The 21,479-nt window shown below is 55.9% G+C and carries 16 protein-coding genes and 2 pseudogenes; 3 read left to right on the top strand and 15 right to left on the bottom strand.

Annotated features, from left to right (window positions below; all coding sequences use genetic code 11):
* Positions 1-14: 14 nt before the first annotated feature.
* From BPHY_RS24780 to BPHY_RS24755, 7 genes and pseudogenes are all read right to left on the bottom strand, one after another.
* A complete protein-coding gene (locus BPHY_RS24780) occupies positions 15-1,193 on the bottom strand; it encodes a CaiB/BaiF CoA transferase family protein (protein ID WP_012404206.1) in 1,179 nt (392 codons plus the stop codon).
* 89 nt (positions 1,194-1,282) lie between these two features.
* On the bottom strand, positions 1,283-2,653 hold the full coding sequence (locus tag BPHY_RS24775; protein WP_012404205.1) for an MFS transporter: 1,371 nt from the start codon (positions 2,651-2,653) through the stop codon (positions 1,283-1,285).
* Positions 2,654-3,282: 629 nt separating this feature from the next.
* Entirely contained in the window at positions 3,283-5,016 is a 1,734-nt protein-coding gene (locus BPHY_RS43295) for a methyl-accepting chemotaxis protein (protein WP_052306155.1), read from the bottom strand.
* Positions 5,017-5,460: 444 nt separating this feature from the next.
* A pseudogene (locus BPHY_RS39835) lies at positions 5,461-6,277 on the bottom strand (IS5 family transposase).
* A gap of 91 nt (positions 6,278-6,368) precedes the next feature.
* Positions 6,369-7,559 carry an acetyl-CoA C-acyltransferase gene (locus tag BPHY_RS24765; protein WP_012404203.1) on the bottom strand — a complete coding sequence of 397 codons (1,191 nt, stop codon included), beginning with the start codon at positions 7,557-7,559 and terminating at the stop codon, positions 6,369-6,371.
* Between the two features lie 19 nt (positions 7,560-7,578).
* The gene (locus tag BPHY_RS24760) at positions 7,579-8,346 is read right to left on the bottom strand and encodes a 3-hydroxyacyl-CoA dehydrogenase (RefSeq protein ID WP_012404202.1); all 768 of its coding nucleotides are present in this window, start codon (positions 8,344-8,346) and stop codon (positions 7,579-7,581) included.
* A 13-nt stretch (positions 8,347-8,359) separates the two neighbouring features.
* A complete protein-coding gene (locus BPHY_RS24755) occupies positions 8,360-10,027 on the bottom strand; it encodes an acyl-CoA synthetase (RefSeq protein WP_012404201.1) in 1,668 nt (555 codons plus the stop codon).
* A gap of 141 nt (positions 10,028-10,168) precedes the next feature.
* Between BPHY_RS24755 and BPHY_RS24750 the strand changes: the two genes are divergently transcribed.
* Positions 10,169-11,185, top strand: a complete 1,017-nt coding sequence (locus BPHY_RS24750; RefSeq protein ID WP_012404200.1) for an AraC family transcriptional regulator — start codon at positions 10,169-10,171, stop codon at positions 11,183-11,185.
* A 98-nt stretch (positions 11,186-11,283) separates the two neighbouring features.
* On the opposite strand, the gene BPHY_RS39830 is transcribed toward BPHY_RS24750, so the two are convergent.
* On the bottom strand, positions 11,284-11,808 hold the full coding sequence (locus BPHY_RS39830; RefSeq protein ID WP_012404199.1) for a DoxX family protein: 525 nt from the start codon (positions 11,806-11,808) through the stop codon (positions 11,284-11,286).
* 22 nt (positions 11,809-11,830) lie between these two features.
* Positions 11,831-12,319 carry a RidA family protein gene (locus BPHY_RS39825; protein WP_157686705.1) on the bottom strand — a complete coding sequence of 163 codons (489 nt, stop codon included), beginning with the start codon at positions 12,317-12,319 and terminating at the stop codon, positions 11,831-11,833.
* A 307-nt stretch (positions 12,320-12,626) separates the two neighbouring features.
* On the opposite strand from BPHY_RS39825, the gene BPHY_RS24740 reads away from it, so the two are divergent.
* Entirely contained in the window at positions 12,627-13,538 is a 912-nt protein-coding gene (locus BPHY_RS24740) for an AraC family transcriptional regulator (RefSeq protein ID WP_041765370.1), read from the top strand.
* 212 nt (positions 13,539-13,750) lie between these two features.
* On the opposite strand, the pseudogene BPHY_RS43285 reads toward BPHY_RS24740, so the two are convergent.
* The 5 genes and pseudogenes from BPHY_RS43285 to BPHY_RS24720 form a co-directional block, all read right to left on the bottom strand.
* Positions 13,751-13,933: pseudogene (locus tag BPHY_RS43285) on the bottom strand (ABC transporter ATP-binding protein); the annotation flags it as partial.
* Positions 13,934-13,985: 52 nt separating this feature from the next.
* Entirely contained in the window at positions 13,986-15,215 is a 1,230-nt protein-coding gene (locus BPHY_RS24735) for an ABC transporter substrate-binding protein (RefSeq protein WP_012404196.1), read from the bottom strand.
* 40 nt (positions 15,216-15,255) lie between these two features.
* Positions 15,256-16,137, bottom strand: a complete 882-nt coding sequence (gene mmsB, locus BPHY_RS24730; RefSeq protein WP_012404195.1) for a 3-hydroxyisobutyrate dehydrogenase — start codon at positions 16,135-16,137, stop codon at positions 15,256-15,258.
* A 34-nt stretch (positions 16,138-16,171) separates the two neighbouring features.
* Positions 16,172-17,155, bottom strand: coding sequence for a zinc-binding dehydrogenase (locus tag BPHY_RS24725; RefSeq protein WP_012404194.1), 984 nt, complete (start codon positions 17,153-17,155; stop codon positions 16,172-16,174).
* Between the two features lie 102 nt (positions 17,156-17,257).
* Entirely contained in the window at positions 17,258-18,763 is a 1,506-nt protein-coding gene (locus tag BPHY_RS24720) for a CoA-acylating methylmalonate-semialdehyde dehydrogenase (protein WP_012404193.1), read from the bottom strand.
* A gap of 127 nt (positions 18,764-18,890) precedes the next feature.
* On the opposite strand from BPHY_RS24720, the gene BPHY_RS24715 reads away from it, so the two are divergent.
* Positions 18,891-19,814 carry a LysR family transcriptional regulator gene (locus BPHY_RS24715; protein ID WP_012404192.1) on the top strand — a complete coding sequence of 308 codons (924 nt, stop codon included), beginning with the start codon at positions 18,891-18,893 and terminating at the stop codon, positions 19,812-19,814.
* Positions 19,815-20,046: 232 nt separating this feature from the next.
* On the opposite strand, the gene BPHY_RS24710 is transcribed toward BPHY_RS24715, so the two are convergent.
* The gene (locus tag BPHY_RS24710; RefSeq protein WP_012404191.1) at positions 20,047-21,234 is read right to left on the bottom strand and encodes a glycerate kinase family protein; all 1,188 of its coding nucleotides are present in this window, start codon (positions 21,232-21,234) and stop codon (positions 20,047-20,049) included.
* Positions 21,235-21,479: the final 245 nt, after the last annotated feature.

Genomic DNA, 21,479 nt, shown 5'->3' with positions numbered 1-21,479 from the left:
AGTATAGATTGAGCCTAAACCTCGGCTACGTCCGAGCGGTCGACATTCCGAGGGCATGCCAAGCTCAGTTCGTCCATGATCGCGCTTGTATGCTGGCCAAGCGCAGGAATGGGGTCCATACGTGGATGGAAAGAGGCCGGAATCCCCGGTGGAAGAAGCGCTGGGATTCTGCCTGCAGGGCTCTCGACTTCGGTCCATCGACCACGCGCCTTCAGTTGCGGATGGCGCCACACGGCGTGCATGTCATTGACCTGTGCATTTGCAATTCCTGCATCGTCCAGTCGAGCAATGACCTCAGCCGCCGTCATCGTGGAGAATATAGAAGTAATGATCTCGCGCAACTCGCTCTTGTGAGCGACCCGTTTGGGGTTGGCGTTAAAGCGCTCATCCTGCGTCAAATCGATCTGTTGAAGGACTTTCTCGCAGAACGTTATCCACTCGCGCTCATTTTGCAACCCGAGCATCACCGTGTTCCCATCACCCGCTTCAAATGGACCGTACGGGAAGATGGTTGCATGGGCTGCACCAGCGCGTGGCGGAGGTGGTTGGTCCTCAATGGCGTAGTACAGCGGGAAACTCATCCATTCGACCATGCTCTCAAGCATCGAAACGTCGATGCGACAGCCCTCACCGGTCTTCTGGCGCTGTAATAGTGCCGCGAGGATGTTGGTGTAGGCGTACATACCCGCGGATATATCGGCGATCGAACACCCAGCCTTCGCGGACTCTTGCTGGGAACCAGTGACCGAGAGAAAGCCAGCTTCACTTTGGATAAGCAGATCATAGGCCTTTTTGTCACGATACGGACCATCCGGACCATAACCACTGATATTGCAAACGATTAGACGGGGAAATCGCTCGCGCAGCGCGTCATAGCCCAACCCGAGACGGTCCGCGGCGCCGGGGGCGAGATTCTGAACCAGAACATCTGCATCCGCCAAAAGCGCCTGGATGACGTCAGTGGCTCCATCGGCTTTAAGATCAAGCGCCAGGCTTTCTTTCGAGCGGTTCGTCCACACGAAGTGAGACGAAAGACCGCTGACGCGATTGTCGTAGCCACGAGCAAAATCGCCGCTTTCAGGGCGTTCAATTTTGATAACTCGGGCGCCGAGGTCCGCCAACTGCCGGGTGCAGAAGGGAGCCGCGATTGCGTGCTCGAGCGTGACGACTTTGACTCCGTCCAGTGGTCGCATAGATTCTCCATTGATTACTTGGATGCGACGCCGGGCACAAACACCCGTCGCAACAACATACAGAAATTTCAGAACGGTAAGTTCTCTACCTAATGCACATCGAGCTCAGGTACTGCTCCTTTTCCGACCGGGATAGCGTTCGGTCGACGCGCGTAGTACATACCCTTAAGGCTTACAGCCATGGCAGCCAGCACAGCCGGTATCGCAAGACCAAAGAAGATGGTCTGGAAGTCCCAACCCAGTGTCATAAGAACGCCACCTGTCGACGCACCGAGGATTCCGCCGAAGCGGCCGATACCCAGCATCCAGCTCACACCGGTTGCACGGTATTGGGTCTGGTAAAACTGCGCTGCCAGAATCACCATCGACACCTGAGCACCCATTGCGAAGCCTGCAGCAAAAACAAGTACGCGCAGCAAATCGACGTCGCCGGGATGCATCCCAATGGCGACAACGCAGATTGCAGCCGCTGCATATGAAACGCCCATCACCACATGGTTGTTCATGCGATCCATCAACCAGCCCATCAGGATGGTTCCAAAGGTGCTCCCGAACATGAACATGCCGGTTACGACAGCAGCCTGAGCCAGCGGAATGCCCGCCTCCTTCATGAGCGTCGGCAACCACCCCGTGAGCATGTAAACCACCACGAGACCCATGAAATAGGTGACCCAGAGAAGGACCGTTCCTGTTCCATTGTTATGACGGAACAGCGCCTTGATAGACGACTCCGATGCAGCACCAACCACTTCGGGAACAGTGAATACCGCATTCGAAAAGTCAGTATCCGACGAGATGCGGCACAGTATCTTTGCGATACGCGCCGCCGGTGCGCCCTTGCAAACCAGAAATCGGGCAGACTCTGGAAGGACAATGATTAGCAGCAAAACCAGAACAAGAGGCAATACTCCGCCTACCACGAGGAGGCTTCGCCATCCGTATGCGGGAATAATGTGAGAAGCCACGAAGCCTGAAGACGCCGACCCTAGCGAGAATCCGCAGAACATCAGCGTCGAGAGCAACGCGCGCCTGCTGCGAGGGGCATATTCGCTAATCAGCGTCACAGTGTTGGGCATCGCGGCGCCGAGTCCCAGCCCGGTGAGAAAGCGAAACGCAGTGAGCGACCAGAGAGACCACGATGCCGAGCTGGACAGACTCGCCACTCCAAAAATTAGTGCCGACGCGACAATTACCCTCTTCCGTCCGTATTTGTCCGCCAGTGGCCCAGCCGTCAGTGCACCAATGGCCAGACCGAACAACGCTGCACTCATCACTGGAGCGAGCGCCGCTTTGGTTACGCCCCACTCAGTTACGAGCGATGGTGCGATGAACCCCATCGCTGCGGTGTCCAATCCGTCCACGGCGACGACGAAAAAGCATAGGACCAGAATCGTCCATTGGAAGGCGGAAAAGCGATGATCGTCCAAGAACTGCTGGACGTCGATGATTCGCGGGTTCATAAATTGTCTCCAAATATGCCAAGGGCTCGTGCCACGAAAGGCTTCCGATTCACCGTCGAATCAGTCACAGCGCACAGACGCGAAGCCATTGGAAAGTTTTTGTGTTTGCCCGACGGTAGCCTAGGAGACGAAATTAACCGTTATGCGATGGATACAGGAAATACGACTTGAAACTGCCGGATATAGCCCAATCCTATCCCCCTCGCGCGCCACCTCGACGCCCCGTTCAGCTGAGACTTCACCTGGACAATGCTCCCTACGTGAATGCTGAAAGGCAATAGTCGTCTGGGAACGGCTGAATTTCGACTCTCCTGATTACCGTCGACTTCGTCCCCCCGCAATCCATGAAAGGGGCGGTGATGCGCTCTTATGTTTTCCCTATGGCTGTCTAGAAGAGAAAATTCCCTGCCATGCGGGGTGTGGGATTACGGGCTGAACTCGCCGCATTTAGTCCACAAGTAATGTCAGTCCTGCCGATAGGACGGTGTCGTATTGGTTATTGGTTCTTCGACGATCGCATGGAAAAAAATCGCCAACTGCTTACTTATGCCACTTTCCTGGCACTTTAGTTGACGAGGTCGGTATGCTGACCCACACGACAGCGGCGGCTTCGCCGATTTATAGCAGGGTTAGTGGGGCGGCAATCTGAACTCGGCAACTATTTTGACTAGCTCTTCAGCCTGTTCACGCAGGCTTTCGGCTGCCGCAGCACTTTGCTCTACAAGCACCGCGTTTCGTTGCGTATTATCGTCGATCTGTCGGACGGCCAGTCCTATCTGCAAAACCCCTTTTTCTTGCTCGCCGCTTGCTACAGTGATCTCGGCGACAATCGATGCAACGCGCTGGATGCTCCGAACGACGACGCTCATCGTAGCTACTGCATCGTCGGCAAGTCCTGTACCTTGCTGCACCCGCGCCTGGTTAGCAGCGACGAGTCTCTTGATTTCCTTGGCTGCCGCGGCGGACCGCTGTGCGAGACTCCTGACTTCCGCCGCTACCACCGCGAATCCGGTGCCGTGTTCTCCTGCACGTGCAGCCTCGACAGCAGCGTTTAGGGCAAGGATATTTGTCTGGAAAGCGATTCCCTCTATCAAACCAACGATTACGCTGATCTCGTGGGAGCTAGCGTTAATTGTCTGCATGGTTTCAACCACCTGCCCGACGACATTTCCCCCTCTAGTCGCAACATGTGATGCGGATACTGCAAGGGCATTTGCTTCACGGGCGTTGGCGGAGTTTTGTTGTATGGTCGATCCAAACTCTTCTATCGACGCACTCGCCTGTTGGATGGCTGCGGCTTGCCCTCCTGTGCGAGCGCTCAGATCCTGATTTCCGTTTGCGATCTCGGCTGCGGCGAGCGCAACATGATCGGCATTTCGACGCACAGTGGCTACCATACGCCGCAGGCTTTCCTGCATCCTTGACAGTGCCGCCATGAGGCTCGATGCATCATTGCGTTTCAGCGGCGTCTTTCCGGTGAGGTCACCGCTTGCCACCTGTGCAGCGATGCTATGAGCCACGGTGGGTTCGCCCCCCAATGGCCTCAGCACCGATCGCTCAATCGCGAGGCCAAGCAACAGAGACACCGCGAGAATGCTGGAAACGCACCAGCCTGCGGCAAGATACTGCTGCTCTCTCACCTCATCCTGAATTACGCGGGCAGGAATCGTTACGGCCAACGACCATGAGGTGCCGGTGTCACCGATTGGTACGGGCATGTAAATACGAATCACCTGTCCCACTCGCTCGTCCCGAACCTGCGTGACCAGTTTTCGCCCCTCGCGGACTGCCGCCAGAACCTCTGGGGACGAAACTGACAAGGGTAAAGACTCCTTCTTTCCCTCCTGCCCATTCACTATGTATTTTCCGCTCGGCGACAAAAGGCTTAAATATCCGACATTGTAGGGGCGGATTCTGCGCAGTTCCGCCTGAAGGTCGGGCAAAGCGATGTCCATGCCTGAGACACCCATAAACTTTCCGTGATCAAGCATGGGAACCGCAACGCTTGTGAGAAGGACCGATTTTCCGTCGATTACGACACTGTTCGGTTCGGTCACCATCTCGCGACCGGTACGTTGAGGTACGCGGTACCAGTCACTTCGTTCATCATTCGTGTCGTAGTAGACGGCAGGCTCCAGCTTGAGCGCCCCGCTATACCGCCCCCATGCGGGGATGTAGCGCCCCGTTTCATCAGTACCCATCGAGCGCGCAAATTCGCTGTCTTTTCCGTCGAAGGCATTGGGTTCCCAAACGCTCCACACAGCAAGATAGCCGGGGTTTGACTTCGCGATTTGTCCAATCACAGCTGCTCCCGCCGCTCGGTTGGGCACGCCTTGCTGGCGCATGACGAACAGAGTGTCCACGAGATCGTGGTGGTTCGGAATGACACTGCCATCTGCCCTTGAACTTCTGCAGCACTGGTAGCTGCGAGTTGCTCAGCGTACATGAGCGCCGCAGCCTCTTGCGAATCCGTTGACCGCGAGGTCAAGAACGAAACAGTCGCTACGAAGCCAATCAACACCGTCAGTATGGTCACTATCAGGAGCCGTGTCCTAAGGCTCCAGGATGAGAACCTCATCCGCCCGACCACCGGTCTCGTTCGCCCCGTCACGTACCCTACAGTCAATTCCGCCCCCGTCACTCTCTGTATCGGTATTCCAACGCCGGACCGTGTCACTACCTGTCAGCATGCCGCGCCCTTTCAAATCAATTTGAACGATCGGACATTTTATATGACTGCATAGTCAGTATGCCTCAGATCGGGTGACTGTCCAATGCTTTTCAGTGTTGCGACTAGCCGGGGGACCTTAACTTCGGTCAGTTTGTTTGTGGAAGCTGATCAGATAGTTTGGCAAACAATATTTGGTATACCGAATACCTAACTGCCTAGCGGTCGTTAGGATAAAAGCGAGGCGTTCAAACCGGGTGCGCAGTCGCCCGACGTTGTGAAGCCACGAAATGGTTCGCTCGACGACCAGCGGGTTTCGCCGAGGCTGCTGCTATGAGGCTGGCCACGTCGGGCGATTTCGGTAGCGATGCCGGTTGCGTGTAGCGGACGGCGCTATCTGTCGTGATCGTAGGCCCGATCGCCCTGAACGATGCGGGGCTTCGAAAGCGGTCGGCCGCGCCTTTCGGCAATGGACGGGATTGCGTCAGCCGGCGTGTGAGGCTGGGTGACATCGTGGCGGTGGGCGCCGGTGAGGATTACCGCGAGCGGGATGCCCTGCGCTTCGGTGTTGAGGAGGTGCTTGGAACCAGGTCGCGTGTGGTCGGTGTGATTCGGTCCGTGTTTGACCTGCACCCACCGCGCGGATCGAGGAGGACTCGACGACGACACGGAACCAGTCAATCAGGTCGGCTTCGCGATCAGCACTTCGCGCAGCCGGCCCCAGACGCCGGCAGCCTGCCAGTCCCATAAGACCGCGCCAGCAACTCATGCCGCTGCCGCAGCCCATCTCGCGTGGCAGCAGGTCCCAGCGCAGGCCCGTCTGCAAGATGAACAGCATGCCGGTAAGCATAGCCCGGTCATCCAGTGGTCTGCGTCCGGGATACGGTGAGCAGCGAGGTTTGGGTAGGGACAGCAAGAATGAGTGCCGACAACTCATCATCGAGTAGTTTGGCCATGGCCTCCTCGTCACCGAAACAATGACGCTTATCTACTGTGTTCCTCGCGGTACCAAAACACATATGTAACTACCCCTTCTGGACGCTCAATTCAGACTGGCCGTTCAATCGCAATCGCCGTGGCCTCCCCGCCGCCGATGCACAAGGACGCGATTCCGCGCTTCAGTCCGTAAGTTTCTAGCGCCGAAAGCAACGTGACTATCAAGCGTGCTCCCGATGCTCCGATTGGATGCCCGAGAGCGCAGGCACCGCCATGGACGTTAACTTGATCGTGTGGCAAATCGAGATCGCGCATCGTCGCCATGGCGACCACCGCGAACGCTTCGTTGATCTCGAAGAGGTCAACTTCCCTCAGGTTCCATCCAGTTTTCTCCGATAGGGCACGCAACGCGCCAATGGGTGCTGTGGGAAATAGATTCGGCTTGTCTGCATATGTAGCGTGACCAACGATTACGCCCTTCGGCGTCAGACCACGCCGCTCGGCCTGCGACCTTCGCATCATTACCAACGCCGCCGCACCGTCAGAAATCGATGAAGAGTTCGCCGCCGTCACGGTCCCGCCTTGCCGAAACGCTGGTTTGAGCGTCGCAATCTTGTCAAGCTTTGCCTTGCCCGGCTGTTCGTCGATCTCGACCACCGCCTCCGCCTTGTCAATGCTAACGGTGACTGGCGCAATTTCCGCCCTGAAGTGTCCGTCATCGATGGCCTGTTTCGCACGCCTAAGCGACGCAATCGCAAACGCATCCTGCGCGTCGCGCGTGAACTGATAAAAACTGGCGCAGTCTTCTGCAAACGTGCCCATCAGACGCCCCTTGTCGTACGCGTCTTCGAGCCCGTCGTGGAACATGTGGTCGAGCACCTGACCGTGCCCCATCCGATAACCACTGCGGGCCTTGGTCAGCAAATGCGGGGCCTGCGTCATGCTTTCCATGCCGCCAGCAACCATCAAATTCGCCGAGCCCGCGAGCAACTGATCGTGCGCCAACATGGCAGCCTTCATACCCGATCCGCACATCTTATTAACTGTCGTTGCGCCCGCAGATACTGGTAGCCCCGCCTTCACCGCCGCCTGCCGTGCGGGTGCTTGTCCCTGTCCCGCCGACAACACGCAACCAACGATGAGCTCGTCGACATGATCCACCGACACTCCAGCGCGTTCGAGTGCGGCGCCAATAGCTACTGCGCCGAGTTCACTCGCACTGGTTGATGCCAGTTCGCCCTGAAAACCGCCCATTGGCGTACGTGCTGCCCCGACAATGACTACCGGGTCGTATATCGACATGATCCTGTCCTCTCTAAATTTAACGCGGCGCCATCCGCAGAGCGCCGTCGAGACGAATCACCTCGCCGTTTAGCATTGTGTTTTCGGCGATATGACGCACCAGCGCAGCGAATTCATCCGGACGCCCTAGACGTGATGGAAACGGCACACTTTTTCCGAGCGAATCCAGCACTTCAGGCGGCATCCCCGTCATCATCGGTGTCTCGAAGATACCGGGCGCAATGGTCACCACACGGATGCCAAAACGCGCAAGTTCGCGTGCCACCGGTAGAGTCAACCCGACCACACCGCTTTTGGAGGCAGCATACGCGGCCTGCCCTATCTGTCCATCGAATGCGGCTACAGACGCAGTGTTGACGATCACGCCGCGCTCGCCTTGTTCATCGGCTTGCTGCTTCGACATGGCGTCGGCTGCCAGCCGGATCATGTTGAACGTGCCCACCAGATTGACCGACACCGCGCGAGCAAAGCTGGTTAGACTGTGCGGCCCCTCGCGTCCGACCACCTTCTCGCCGGGCGCGACGCCTGCGCAATTTGCAAGACCGTCAATGCGACCGAACGCGTCGACTGTGGCCACGATGGCGGCCTGTCCATCCGCCTCGCTAGTCACGTCGGCCCTCCGGAAGCGCGCCGCGCCCCCTAGTTCGCGCGCCAGAGCGACAATCGCTTCTTCGTTCACGTCCAGCAACATTGCTTTACCCTGCTGCTTCACGACCATCCGTGCTACTGCGGCGCCGAGACCCGACCCCGCTCCAGTAATGACAAAAACCCGATTGGCGATATCCATTCCTTTCCCCTGTTTATGTGTTCGATTGCTTGTCGGCTTCCATCTTGCGCAAGATGAAACGCTGAATCTTGCCGCTCGGTGTCTTCGGCAGCGAGTCGACGAATTCAATCGCACGTGGATAGGCGTGCGCTGAAAGCCGACGCTTGACGTGCTGACTCAGTTCCTCCGCCAAGGCCGGCGTGGCGTCGTAACCCTGCGACAGTACGACGAATGCCTTGACGATTTCCGTCCGCTCGGGGTCTGGCACGCCGATGACCGCCGCCTCGCTAACAGCCTGATGTTCGATCAGCGCGCTTTCCACGTCGAACGGGCCAATGCGGTAGCCAGACGACGTGATTACATCGTCCGCGCGGCCGATAAAGCTGACGCTCCCATCTGGCTCCAGTTCTACGTTGTCGCCCGTCCGGTAATAACCACCGCTAATGGCCGGGGTGTCCTGGCGCCAGTAACCGGTAAACCACAGGAGCGGCGAACCTGCGATGTCGATCGCAAGCTGGCCCGGCTGGTTAGGTGCGAGTTCACTACTCGCCTCGTCAAGCACCGCGACCCGGTAGCCCGGCATCGCAAATCCCGCCGAACCGGGACGTATCGTATGCGCGAGTCCATGATGGTTGTTCACTACCATACCGAGTTCGGTCTGACCGTAATGGTCGTGGATCGGCACGTCGAGCTCCGTATTGAACCAGCGGATCACTTCTGGATTCAGCGGCTCACCCGCGCTACTGACGACCCGCAGCCGCCCCTTGATTCGCGCGGCCACATCCGGGCCGGCAGCCTTCAACAGGCGATACGCTGTTGGAGATCCCGCGAGACTCGTGATTCCAAGGCGCTCAATGATGTCGTAAGTACTGTCGACCGTGAAACCGCCTTCGTAAAGCGTAGTCGCGTGGCCGAGAAGTAACGGCCCTGTGATTGCGTAGTAGAGTCCATATGCCCAGCCGGGGTCCGCAATGTTCCAAAAGCGGTCTTCGGGACGTAGATCCACTGCGTCGCGCATGTAAGCGCCGAACGCCAACAGCGCTCGTAGCGGTACTGGGACGCCCTTGGGTAACCCCGTCGTACCCGACGTAGACATCATCAGGAACAAATCGGTTCCTGTGCGCAGGACCGGCTCAAACGATGCAGATTGCGCGTCGAGCACATCGCGAAAATCGACGTCACTTTCAGGAAGGTGTTCACCAGGTTCGCGTACCGTCGCGATCGACGAACAGGTAACGATTTCGGAGAGCTTGCTCCGGTTCGCGGTGTTCGTAACCACCAACCTTGCCCCGCTCATCTGCAGCCGGTGCTCAATCGCCTTAGGTCCAAACGCGGTGAAAAGCGGCTGATAGACTGCCCCCGCGCGCCATGTGCCCAGGACAGTGGCGACTAGCTCAGGCGTGCGCGGTAGTAGACCCGCCACCACGTCACCAGGCTTAACTCCTTGCGCGACCAGTGCGTTGGCGACGCGCGCAGATAGCTCCTTCATTTGAGCAAAGCTGAAACTTCGATACCGTCCGTGGGCATCGATCGCGTCCAACGCCGTCGCGTTAGCGTCCGCATGCCGGTCGCAGCATTCGATACATGCGTTGATTCCGCGCTCGAGGTCGCCCTGTAATTGTGCGGCGGCCCCCTCGATACAGAAGCGGGCTACGGCGTCGGCGTATGTAGGTATCGACCGGGTGATAGCTGCAGTTAGCATGGATGTCTCCTTCTTTCTACGTGCTCGTCGTTCCGGTTAACCCGGCATATTTGTATTTGATGGTAGACAGCCGAGACATTGCAATCAATGACAAATGGAATCTAGAATACGGATTGGTTTTGCCATATTTGGGGGCATCGATTGGCGCAGCAGACGATTTCGCCAGATTTTGTCGCGGACGCACTCGCCTGCCTGCGTCGGCAAGGGTTCGCCGTGGAGCCGGTGTTGGCTGCGGCGGGACTGCCCGTCAACGTACTCGAGCCGGTCACGACGCAGCAATACGGCCGGCTCTGGCACGCGATCGCCGAGGCGTCCGATGACGAGTTCTTCGGTTTGTCTGCGCGTCCGATGAGGTACGGAAGTTTTGCCTTGCTTTGTCACACGGTATTGCACGCGGGTAAGCTCGGCAAGGCACTGCGCCGCGCCCTGAAATTTCTGCGCGTGGTACTCGACGACCCACACGGCGAATTGGTCGTTGCAGACGGCAAGGCTCAGGTTGTGCTTACCGGTCAGTGCGTTCCTCACCCCGCCTTCGCCTACCGGACTTTCTGGCTAATCCTGCTCGGCTTGGCTTGCTGGTTAGTCGGCCGGCGCATTCCCCTACAACGCATCGACTTCGCATGCCTATGCCCCGACCAGCGCACCGACTATCGACAGTTCTTCGGTGTGCCGGTGCATTTCGGTCAACCGGACAACCGTCTCGTATTCGACGCTTCTTATCTCGATCTTCCCACGATTCGGTCAGAACAGGCGCTGAAGAGCTTTCTGCGCGGTGCACCGGGCAACCTCCTCGTACGCTATCGTCATGACACCGGGTGGGTGACGAGAATGCGCGCGCACCTCAAAGCCGTACCTGCGGCTGAATGGCCCAACTTCGAGACACTAGCCCGGCAATTGCGTATGACGCCGGCGACGTTGCGACGGCGCCTGCGTGACGAAGGGCAGAGCTTTGCGACCATCAAGGACGAGATGCGAAGTGCGCTGGCTCTGTCATTGCTTCACGAGGGCTCGCATACGGTGGCCGAGATCGCCTGCAAACTGGGGTTCACAGAGCCAAGCGCATTTCATCGCGCATTCCGCAAATGGACAGGGAACAGCCCTGGCGCTATTCGCCGTGGCTTTCACGACGGCAAGCCAAAGCACGCGCTAAAGCGTTGATGGCTTCCAGCGCAGTCACATAGTCATCTCCCAATCCCGTTAACGGGCTATCATCGCCCGTTAACATGCGTCTCCTTCTGGTTTTGATTTTCCCAACCTCATCCAGGGGTTTTGCGGAGCGAACCTCCGGCATAAATTGAAGCCTTAAGGCTACGCCCCCAAACAATGAACAGCGAAAGGGCTAGCAAGATGAAGTTGAGTGGCGTAGCGACTGCTTCTCCACGCGAAAAATGAAATAGGATCGCGCAAAACTGAAGGCCTGAACAACCCCAGGCCGCCCAGATAGTCAAACGAGGCGCAACGCGCGTCACAGCAGGCAAGACAAGCCCCAAAGCGCCTGCGAGATCGAAAATCCCCGTGCCACGAACGACCCATGATGGAACCTGCCCCATCCAAGGAAAGATTTTCGCGAGTGGCTCGATCGACATCCCAATCTTCATGGAAGCTGCGAGCGCGAAGAATCCGGATACCAGAATCTGCGCTGCCCAAAGACAGATTCTCAAAATTCTCCCGTTAGACACTGGCAATAAAGATGAATTAGTCATATTAGTTTTCCAAAACATTTGAAAGGCGGCGCTATCTATATCAAATTCTGTTACCAGCCTTAGCTTAGAATCACGCACGCGCTACATCAGCGGATCGAGATCATTGGTGACTCACAGGCACGGCAGCTATGGCTTCCACTTCTACGAGGAAATCTGGACGAGCGAGCTTGCTGACAAAGATAAAAGTGCTGGCCGGGTGAGGTGCACCAGCAAAAAACCGATGTCGATACTCAGAAAGGCGCTTGCGATCGACAGGCTCGCCAACGGCATAGACCGATACTTTTACAATATCCTGCGGACTCGCACCTTGAGAGGCGAGAATGTGACGCACATTCTCGTATGCTTGAATCAATTGATCGTCGAAGGATTCCGGAATCGAGCCGTCCGGACGAATACCAAGTTGGCCCGCTAGGTAAAGCAGTTTCATGCCCGACGGCACAACCGCAAGATGGCTATATTCCGGCACAATCGGCGGTGCAACATTGTCCGGATTCATCTTCTGAATGTTCTGTGCATAGGCGACCCCAGCACCAAGTCCCGCAGCGACGCTCATAACTATTCCCCATCTGATTGCAGTGAGATAAACCATTGACGACTCTCCTTTTGACGCCGTTCGAAAGTTCGATGGGCTATTTACGTGTCGCAAGGTCCAGACCTTGAAGCGCTCTGGGATGCCAATGAGCTGCAGAACCATGCCGGCATCATATGCCCCCCATCCCGAACCAATCTCCCGGACAGCAACCACGCCCCTTGTGTCGGCCCGTCGAGCGCGAGATCTTTCGGAATCAAGCGTCGATGGTTATTATGAGACTAAGAAACGCTAGAAAAAGGTAAGAAATAGCCCCAAAATGATATTTTTCGGACATATCGCCATTTGGCCGCATGAGGATTGGGAAGTGACCAAAGAGCAAGCACGCAATAGGGAAATTCAACGACTCGACTACCAGCCAAGCGCCCCCTACCGCCTGGACTTGGAGATCATTCCCGTAAGCGACCTGAAGCGCAGGCGTCGTAATAAGCAGTCGGTCAATACACACCGCTATCGTTTTCACTCGCTCGTATATGTCACCGATGGACAATGCACGCAATGGGTCGATTTCAAGGCCATTGGCTGCGAGCCCGGATCCCTGCTCGTGGTACGGCCAGGACAGGCACACAGTTTCGGGAAGGATGAGAATTGGGATGGTTGGATTATTCTATTTCGCCCAGAATTCCTTCTGCCAGCGTTGACGCCAACGCGCGACGTAAAGCTCGTTTTCGATGTAGAGCGACTACCGAGGCACCTTAACCTGAGGTCAGAAGATCAGCGATGTCTAGTGAACTCAATCTCGCAGATGCGTGAGGACGCGCAGATAGCCGCCCCATCCGAAGATATTCATGCCCTTCTGAGATATCAACTCCACACCTTATTGATTCGAATAAATATCCTTCGAGGTCAAGAGCAGGGAGAGAAGATGCTGAACTCTCCTGAACTAAATCGGTTCAAACGCTTTGAGCAGTTGGTAGACCAGCAGTTTGCGCAATCGCATCAAGTTGCCGAGTACGCGAGGCAGCTAGGTTATACGGAAAAGAGCCTTACGCGTGCGACTTTATCGGTAATGGACATGACTGCAAAATCGTTTATCACAACGCGTATAAATCTAGAAGCAAAGCGCTTGCTCGCCCATACTGATCTACCTATCAATGCCATCGCTGTAAAACTCGGATTTGAGGAAGCAACGAACTTCGTAAAATTCTTTAAACGAGAAGTGCGCTGCACTCCGACCGAATTTCGTCGCCGACACGCGATTGATGGTCCCCGATCTTGATGTGCTTCCTCTAGCCAGACAGAAAAGCACGCTGCCCAGGGTTGTCTTACGCCCAAATCAGTTTTGCCCAGGAGAGTCACAACCTCTCCATCATCGACATTGATATCTACACCGGGGAGAATGTGTGACTCTCCATACCACGCCTGCAGATTCGTTATCTCAAGTGCCTCATTCCCGACCCCATACGCTTTCTGTCGACACGGCCGGGCAGTTCATTCTTGCTCGATCGAACCCACATACGCCTCAAGGACTTCTGGTAGGGACAACACCTCCCGGTAGCTACCCTCGGCGATCGCAGACCCACGTTGAAGCAACGTGATGCGGTCACTGATCCCCGACACGATGCTCATATTGTGTTCAATCATCAGTATGGTTCGACCGGGTGAGACCTTTTTATAAGATCGGTTACCCGCTTCGCGATTAGGCGCGAGTGATATCGCACTCTCTCTAAGACTTTTGTTTAAAGAGACGGCATGCGCTCTTTTCAGGTGAGATCGTGACGGTCGAAGCTGGCAGTTGCTTAACCAGCTTATAGTAATCCCACGGATATTTCGACTCTGCAGGAGTTTTGACCTGCATCAAATACATATCGTGAACCATGCGTCCATCTTCCCGAATGGTTCCGTTCTTTGCGAAAAAATCATTGATCGGGATCTCTCGCATTTTTTGCATTACTGCACCCGCCTCGTCGGTTCCTGTGGCCTCGACAGCTTTTAGATAGTGAGTAACGGCAGAGTAATCACCCGCTTGTACCATATTGGGCATCTTTTTAACTCTGCTGAAGTATCGCTTTGAGAATTGCCGTGTAGCATCATTCATGTCCCAATAGAACGGAGTGGTCAGCAAGAGTCCCTGTGCGATATTAAGACCCATGGCATGTACATCGGTTATCACAGTGGCGAGTCCGACGATGTTCTGCTTTCCGCCTCGAGTGATCCCGAATTCTTGCGCCGACTTCATCGCGTTGACAGTGTCGACGCCAGCGTTGGCTAGTCCGATGACTCTTGCGCCCGAAGATTGCGCCTGAAGAATGAAAGAAGAAAAATCTGATGCGGCTAGCGGATGCTTGATGTATCCGACTACCTTGCCGCCGCTATTGGTTACCGTTGTACTAAGCCGGCCCAGCATCAGGTTTCCGAAAGCATAATCCGCCGCCACGATAAACCAGGTGTTTCCACCCTGATCGACCATCGCCTTCCCTGTACCGTTGGCGAAAGCGTACGAGTCTGCGACGTAGTGCACCGTATTCGGAGAGCACTCCTCGTTCGTCAGTCGCTCGGTCATCGCTCCAGTCACAATCGCGATTTTGCTTTTTTCCATGGCGAGCCGGCTGACAGCGAGGGCGATCGAAGAATTTGTCAAATCGACAATTACATCGACCTTTTGAGTGTCGAACCACTCGCGTGCCTTGGTTGAAGCAAGATCAGTCTTATTCTGGTGGTCGGCAACTACGACCTCGATAGGTTTGCCCAATACCTTTCCACCAAAATCATCGACGGCCATCTTGACCGCGGCAACCGCACCTGCCCCAGAAAACTCCGAATAGCTTCCGGACATATCGGTTAAGACACCGATCTTGACAACATCATCTGAAATTTTGCCTTGCTGTGCGTTGGAACTTGATGCCAGTACAGCAAAGACCATAGCAATAGAATTTTTGAGAGTATGCTTTTTCATTGTCTGTCTCCTGTCTTCCTCTTCGTGGCCATACGGCTCGTTATTGTTGGAACATCCTCACAATCGCCGTTATGTCTTTGGCACCGTTTCCCTGGTGACTCATGATCTGGAAAAATTGCTTTGAAGCCGCTGTCATGGGTAAGGGCTGATGGACGCCGTGCGCCGCATCAAGAGCCAGAGAAAGATCCTTGATCATCAGGTCACAGGCGAAGCCTCCCAAAAAGTCGTTAGAGGCCGGGGACCCTGACACTACGCCTGGGTAGGGGTTATAGACTTCGGATACCCAGCAGCGCCCCGAAGAACTGTTGATAATGTTCGCTAGAACAGACGGATCGAGGCCGAGACGTACTCCGAGGCACATCGATTCCGAGACCGCGATGGTCGACACACCAAGAAGTAGGTTGTTGCAAAGTTTCGCTGCCTGGCCACTTCCCGGAGGACCGCAATGAACTACGTTTTGCCCCATCGCAGTCAAGACGGGTTTGGCGGCCAAAAAACCCGCTTCTGTTCCGCCTACCATGAAAGTCAGCGTTCCAGCCTTTGCTCCGGGAACGCCGCCGGACACCGGCGCGTCAATCAAATTCAAACCCCTTGTTACTGCGAGCGCTTCCAGTTGGACCGCCGTTTTCGGATCACTCGTACTGCAGTCGATAACCAAAGTGCCTTCCCTTGCATTAGGAATGACACCTTCTGGCGAGACCATCACTTCCTTGACAATGGCGGGTGTCGGAAGCATGCTGACGATCACGTCAACCTTTTTGGCAAGCTCACTGATGGAGGATGTGGCCACGGCACCGTACTCGACCGCCTCCGAGATGGCTTTATCCGACATGTCAAAGACATGAACTTGATTTCCGGCCACCAACAGGTTCCTTACCATCGGGATCCCCATATTTCCAAGGCCAATGAATCCGATGTCCATGCTTGTCTCCTATAAGAATTTACTTTGCGTGAGATCAGGGATGCAGGAGGAATTTGCCGAGATGTGTGTCCTGTGCGATTTCGTCCTGAACTGCTTCCGCCTCCGAAAGTGGATAGGACTTTTCGATGATTGGAGAGATCTTTCCTTCCAGAAATAATGGAAAGACATCTTTCTGGAACTGCATAAAGAGTTCGGCCTTCTGTTCAATAGTGCGCGTCCGGAACGACACTCCTACGAGAGTGACTCGCTTTCGCGCGAGCGTATCGAGGTCCAGTTCGTCACGTTTGCCTCCCATCCAGCCGACGTTCACGATATGGCCACCGAGCGCTACGCTCGTCAAATTGTCGGAAAGCGCAGTCCCGCCAACCATATCAACGACAACATCGACGCCGCGGTCGTTGGTAAGACGTGCGACTTCTTCGGCAACAGAGTCTTGGCCTTTAACCAAAAAGCGATCAAGGCCAAGCCGTAGAACCTGCTCCCCCTTGCGGAAGCTGCGTCCTGTACCGATTACCACTCCTGCACCCATTGCCTTCGCAATCTGTAACGTGGCAACACCTACTGCGGATGCGGCGCCCTGAATCAGAACTGTCTGCCCCCTACGGAACCGTCCGTTGGTAACAAGTGCGTTGTGCGCCGTGGCATAGACTGTTGTAACGGCTACTGCCTGATCAAACGAAAATGGTTCGGGTATTGGCATTGCCAGGCGGTGGTCGATCGTTGCCTTTTCGGCGTACGCTCCTGTCGTCATACCCATGACGACATCTCCAACCTTGAATCCTTTTACGTCTCTTCCAAGTTCCAGAACTTCTCCGGCTATCTCCAGGCCAGCTATCAACGGCTTCCCTGCAGTTGGTCCTCCGTGGGCAGTAGAGCGTTGAAGATCGATACGGTTAATGCCCGCTGACCTGACACTCACGAGCAGGTCGTTTGGACCTGGCACCGGATCGTCGACAGTTGAATATTTCAGTCGTGGTTTGTCACTGCCGTCCTCATGAACGATCAAGACCGCTTTCATACAGCTATCCTCGCTACTTTTAGATTGCGCCTCAAAGGCAGATTGCAGGCAGCCGTCCGGCATCCCTGATCGTCTGCCTTAATCACCTGAGAATATTCGACCTCAGCCCGCCGGATTGAAGGCCAACGAGATTGGCAACGCCGCCGTGTCCGGCTCGGGCCATCGCTGCGAAATGGTCTTAAGCTTGGTATAAAAACGTGCGGCATCCGGACCGTACAGATGGCCGTCGCCAAACTTCGAGCGCCTCAGTCCGCCGAAATTGAAGGAGGCTGTCGGAAGCGGGACGGGTACGTTGACTCCAATCATTCCCGATTCAACTTCCATCATGAAGCGATGTGCCGTTTTTCCATCGCGAGTGAAGATGACCGAGCCGTTCCCATACTCGTGCTCGTTTGTGATGTCGATGGCTTCATTGAGCGTCGCAGGACGCAAGATTCCCCGAACCGGTCCAAAGATCTCCTCTTTGTACATTTGCATATCGGTGGTCACGCGATCAAAGAGGGTTGGGCCAAGGTAGTATCCATCTGGATGCCCCGGAACCGACACGTTTCGCCCGTCGATTACCATCTGGCCACCTTCTTCGATGCATCGGCCAATAGCCCCCTCGACTGTTGCCTTGGATTCGCTGCTGACGACAGCACCAAAATCTGCGGACGGATCGTCATAGGCTCCAACCTTCAAAGCTTTAATTTTTGGAACGACGAGTTCCAAAAGGCGATCAGCCGTTTCGTGCCCTACGGGCAACAACAGCGAGACCGCCATGCAACGCTGGCTCGACGAGCCAAAACCGGCCGATACGAACGCACTGGCAGCTGCATCGAGATCAGCGTCAGGCATGACAATCATGTGGTTCTTCCCACCGGTGAATGCAGCGACGCGCTTGTTGTGCGATGTCCCTTTCTGATAGATGTACTCACCGACGGGGGTCGATCCGACGAAGCTGATTCCAGCTATTCCGGGATGCTCGAGAATCGCGTCGACAACTTCCTTATCTCCCTGTACGACGTTGAAGACGCCATCTGGAAGACCCGCCTCCTTCCAGAGCCGCGCGAACTCGATCGCGGCACTCGGCACCTTCTCCGATGGTTTCCAGACAACGCTGTTCCCTACAGCAACAGCCATTGTCATCATCACTGCGGGAACCATAATCGGGAAGTTGAATGGTGTGATGCAACCGACCACACCAATCGGGCGCCGCATCGAAAAGACTTCGATGTCTCCGCCTACGTTGTTCGCGTACTCGCCTTTGCTGACATGTGGTGCACCGCAGGCGAATTCGATCCCTTCGATTGCACGTCCGAGTTCACCCTTCGCATCCTCAATCGTCTTGCCATGCTCACGGCCGATGACTTCAGCCAACAGATCAAAGTTATGAAGCATGAGGTCGCGCAGCTTGAAAATCACTGCCTGACGAGAAGCATGTGAACCCCTCGCCCAGCGCCGACCAGCTTCTGTAGCTACCTGAACCGCATGATCGACTGTCGAACGGCTACCGTACGCGCAGCGAGCGATCTCCCGGCCAGTCGAAGGGTTGAATACAGGTCCAGTACGAGTATCCGCCTCAGAAAATTGCTTGCCGGCGATGAAATGGTCGATACGACTACTCATGGGATGCGTCTCCTTGGTGGGCGTTCTGCGGTCCGTTGTTAGAGGGCATCTTATTTCACTATTTCTGCAATTGGACTATCATATTTCGCAAGACCGCTATGCAAAAATGCATAACGAGGAGACACCGATGAACCAGTTTGACTGGGACAACCTACGCATTTTTCTAGGCGCAGCACGGTCCCAATCCGCCCTCGAAGCGGCACACGCGCTCAAGATGAGCCAGTCCACGATTTCGCGGCGGATCCAGCGTCTGGAACGGGACACCGGTTCGAAACTGTTCGAACGAAGTTCGCAGGGCTTGCGCCTGACGGCGGCAGGCCATCGACTACTGGAACATGTGGAAAGGCTAGAAACTACCCTGCAGGCTGTTGAAACTAGCGTCTTCAGCGACTCGGTAACTCTAACTGGCGAGATCCGCCTTGGCGCGACGGAAGGGTTTGGAACGTTTTTTCTAGCGCCGCAAGTTACACATTTCTGCGCCAGGCATCCTGGAATCACGGTCGACGTGCTCCCGTTGCCACGTAACGTCAATCTGTCCAAACGGGAGGCCGATGCATCCGTCGCAATCGACCGGCCAAGCGCCAACAGTTTCGTCACGTGCAAGCTGACCGAGTACCGGCTTCTGCCGTACGCTACCCCGCAATATCTAAGTGAGCATCCTCCCATCAAAACAACCGAGGATCTCATCGGTCACAGGTGGATTGACTATGTCGACGACCTGATCTTTTCGAACCAGCAGTTTTCGCTACCGCGCTGGCTGCCGAGCCTCAAGCCTGTCTTCCGCAGCACCAGTGTTATCGCACAGGCCGAAGCGGTCCGAGCCGGATTTGGGATCGGAGTGCTGCCATGTTTCCTTGGAAGTCTGGGTGGAGATCTCGTACCCGTTCTGCCCGACCAAATAGATATAACGCGAACTTTCTGGCTCGTTGCTCCGCCTGAGCGGCGCGAGCTTGCACGTGTGAAAGCCCTATGGGATTACATACGCGACGTAGCGGAAGCCAATCACGACTTCCTAATGGGTAATACTACCGAGTCCGTCCGAATCGCATGACGCACCGACCCACCTGCGTCAACGGATCGAACGAGACCCAACAAAAAAAATGGCCCACCAAGGTGCGGGCCGAATCCATATCTACACACGACATGGAGGAGACGCTTACAAGTCCCTGGATGCGGAAACCGATCAATGCGTCCATCTGCTGAGCTCGGCTGACAACTTTCGCCGGAACCCTAAGGGATAGAAACGGTTACCGCATGACAACATGGACCATTGCCGTCCTTCCTCAGCGCGTCAGACGAGACTCTCTGCTCGGAAGGGCTTGAACAATTTTCCCAAACGTGTGCGCGCCGATGCTCAGGACTGCGGCTGTGTTGCGGGCAGTCGTGCGCACATTGACAGCGGCGTCCTGAAAGGCCTGTTCGATGGAACACGCGCGCTGAACTGAGGGAAAAACGGCATCAATTCCATTCGCATACACCTTATCTGCGCTGCCTGCGACCGCCCCTCCGATCGCGATTACGGGCACACCAAACTGTGATGCAATCTTCGCAATGCCGACGGGAGCCTTACCGCGGGCCGTTTGCCCATCTATGCAACCTTCACCAGTGACGACGAGATCTGCCTCCTGTACTGCGTCCGCCACTCTCATGGCTTCGCATACGATCTCGATGCCCGGTCGCAATCTTGCGTGAAGCACGCCGATCAACGCCGCCCCTAGTCCACCCGCAGCACCGCTGCCCGGTAACGAGCGCACATCAGCATCGAGATCCCGCTTTATCACGGCAGCGAAATTTCCCAAGGCTTCGTCGAGTTCGGCGATCATTTGAGGCGTGGCGCCTTTCTGCGGGCCGAAAACGGCCGTCGCACCGTTGCCCCCGATCAGAGGGTTATCGACGTCGCATGCAACCTCGAAGTAGCACTCCTTGAGTCGTGGATCAGCGCGTGTTTGATCTATGTGAGCGAGTTGCGACAGAACAGCCCCACCTGAGGCCAAGTCTGCACCCTTGGAGTCGACAAGCCGTACACCAAGTGCCTGGAGCAGGCCAGCACCACCGTCGTTTGTTGCGCTCCCCCCAATTCCGACGATGAAGTGTCGCACTCCAACCGATAATGCATCAACTATCAGTTCGCCAGTCCCCCGGCTGGAAGTGATGCGCGGATCTCGCTCGTGCGGCGCCACCAGATGAAGGCCGCTGGCGGCGGCCATCTCGATAACTCCTGTGCCATTGGACAGAATGGCATATTCCGCTTGAACGGGGCGCCCCAGTGGGTCGCTCACCGTCACTTGCCTGCGTTGCCCGCTTATTGCTTCGAACAGTGCGTCGACGGTGCCTTCCCCCCCATCAGCAATCGGCAGGCGCTGATATTGAAAGTCTGGAAATATCTCCCGAAAACCTGCTTCTATCTGCGTGGCGACTTCAGCGGCAGACAGACTTTCCTTGAACGAATCTGGGGCAATCACAATCTTCATCGTTGAACTCGGCTGATAGGTCTGGAACGTCGCCGACCTCGTATGTTTGAAAGGCAGTTGTAGGATGCAAATGTCGACGACAACCTCAGCTATTAAACCCAGCCGCACGTGCGCTATCCCGGTCTAGTGAATTGGAGGCGTCGGGAACCGACAGTGCGACCAGAACCGAAAACTTCTCCTCAGCGCTCAGATCGTCGAACACAATTTCACCGATTGGAATTCCGTTCCAGTACCCGACTCCCTCT

This window comes from Paraburkholderia phymatum STM815 (genome assembly GCF_000020045.1).
GTDB lineage: Bacteria > Pseudomonadota > Gammaproteobacteria > Burkholderiales > Burkholderiaceae > Paraburkholderia > Paraburkholderia phymatum.
The sequence above is the reverse complement of the archived record's forward strand: the minus strand, read 5'-3'. Positions and strand labels throughout refer to the sequence as shown.

Coding starts and splice junctions, on each gene's coding strand:
- BPHY_RS24780 (WP_012404206.1), bottom strand. CDS start 1,193: ATGCGACCACTGGACGGAGTCAAAGTCGTCACGCTCGAGCACGCAATC.
- BPHY_RS24720 (WP_012404193.1), bottom strand. CDS start 18,763: ATGAGTAGTCGTATCGACCATTTCATCGCCGGCAAGCAATTTTCTGAG.
- BPHY_RS24710 (WP_012404191.1), bottom strand. CDS start 21,234: ATGAAGATTGTGATTGCCCCAGATTCGTTCAAGGAAAGTCTGTCTGCC.
- BPHY_RS24715 (WP_012404192.1), top strand. CDS start 18,891: ATGAACCAGTTTGACTGGGACAACCTACGCATTTTTCTAGGCGCAGCA.
- BPHY_RS24765 (WP_012404203.1), bottom strand. CDS start 7,559: ATGTCGATATACGACCCGGTAGTCATTGTCGGGGCAGCACGTACGCCA.
- BPHY_RS24775 (WP_012404205.1), bottom strand. CDS start 2,653: ATGAACCCGCGAATCATCGACGTCCAGCAGTTCTTGGACGATCATCGC.
- mmsB (WP_012404195.1), bottom strand. CDS start 16,137: ATGGACATCGGATTCATTGGCCTTGGAAATATGGGGATCCCGATGGTA.
- BPHY_RS24735 (WP_012404196.1), bottom strand. CDS start 15,215: ATGAAAAAGCATACTCTCAAAAATTCTATTGCTATGGTCTTTGCTGTA.
- BPHY_RS24725 (WP_012404194.1), bottom strand. CDS start 17,155: ATGAAAGCGGTCTTGATCGTTCATGAGGACGGCAGTGACAAACCACGA.
- BPHY_RS24755 (WP_012404201.1), bottom strand. CDS start 10,027: ATGCTAACTGCAGCTATCACCCGGTCGATACCTACATACGCCGACGCC.
- BPHY_RS39825 (WP_157686705.1), bottom strand. CDS start 12,319: ATGGTTTATCTCACTGCAATCAGATGGGGAATAGTTATGAGCGTCGCT.
- BPHY_RS24760 (WP_012404202.1), bottom strand. CDS start 8,346: ATGGATATCGCCAATCGGGTTTTTGTCATTACTGGAGCGGGGTCGGGT.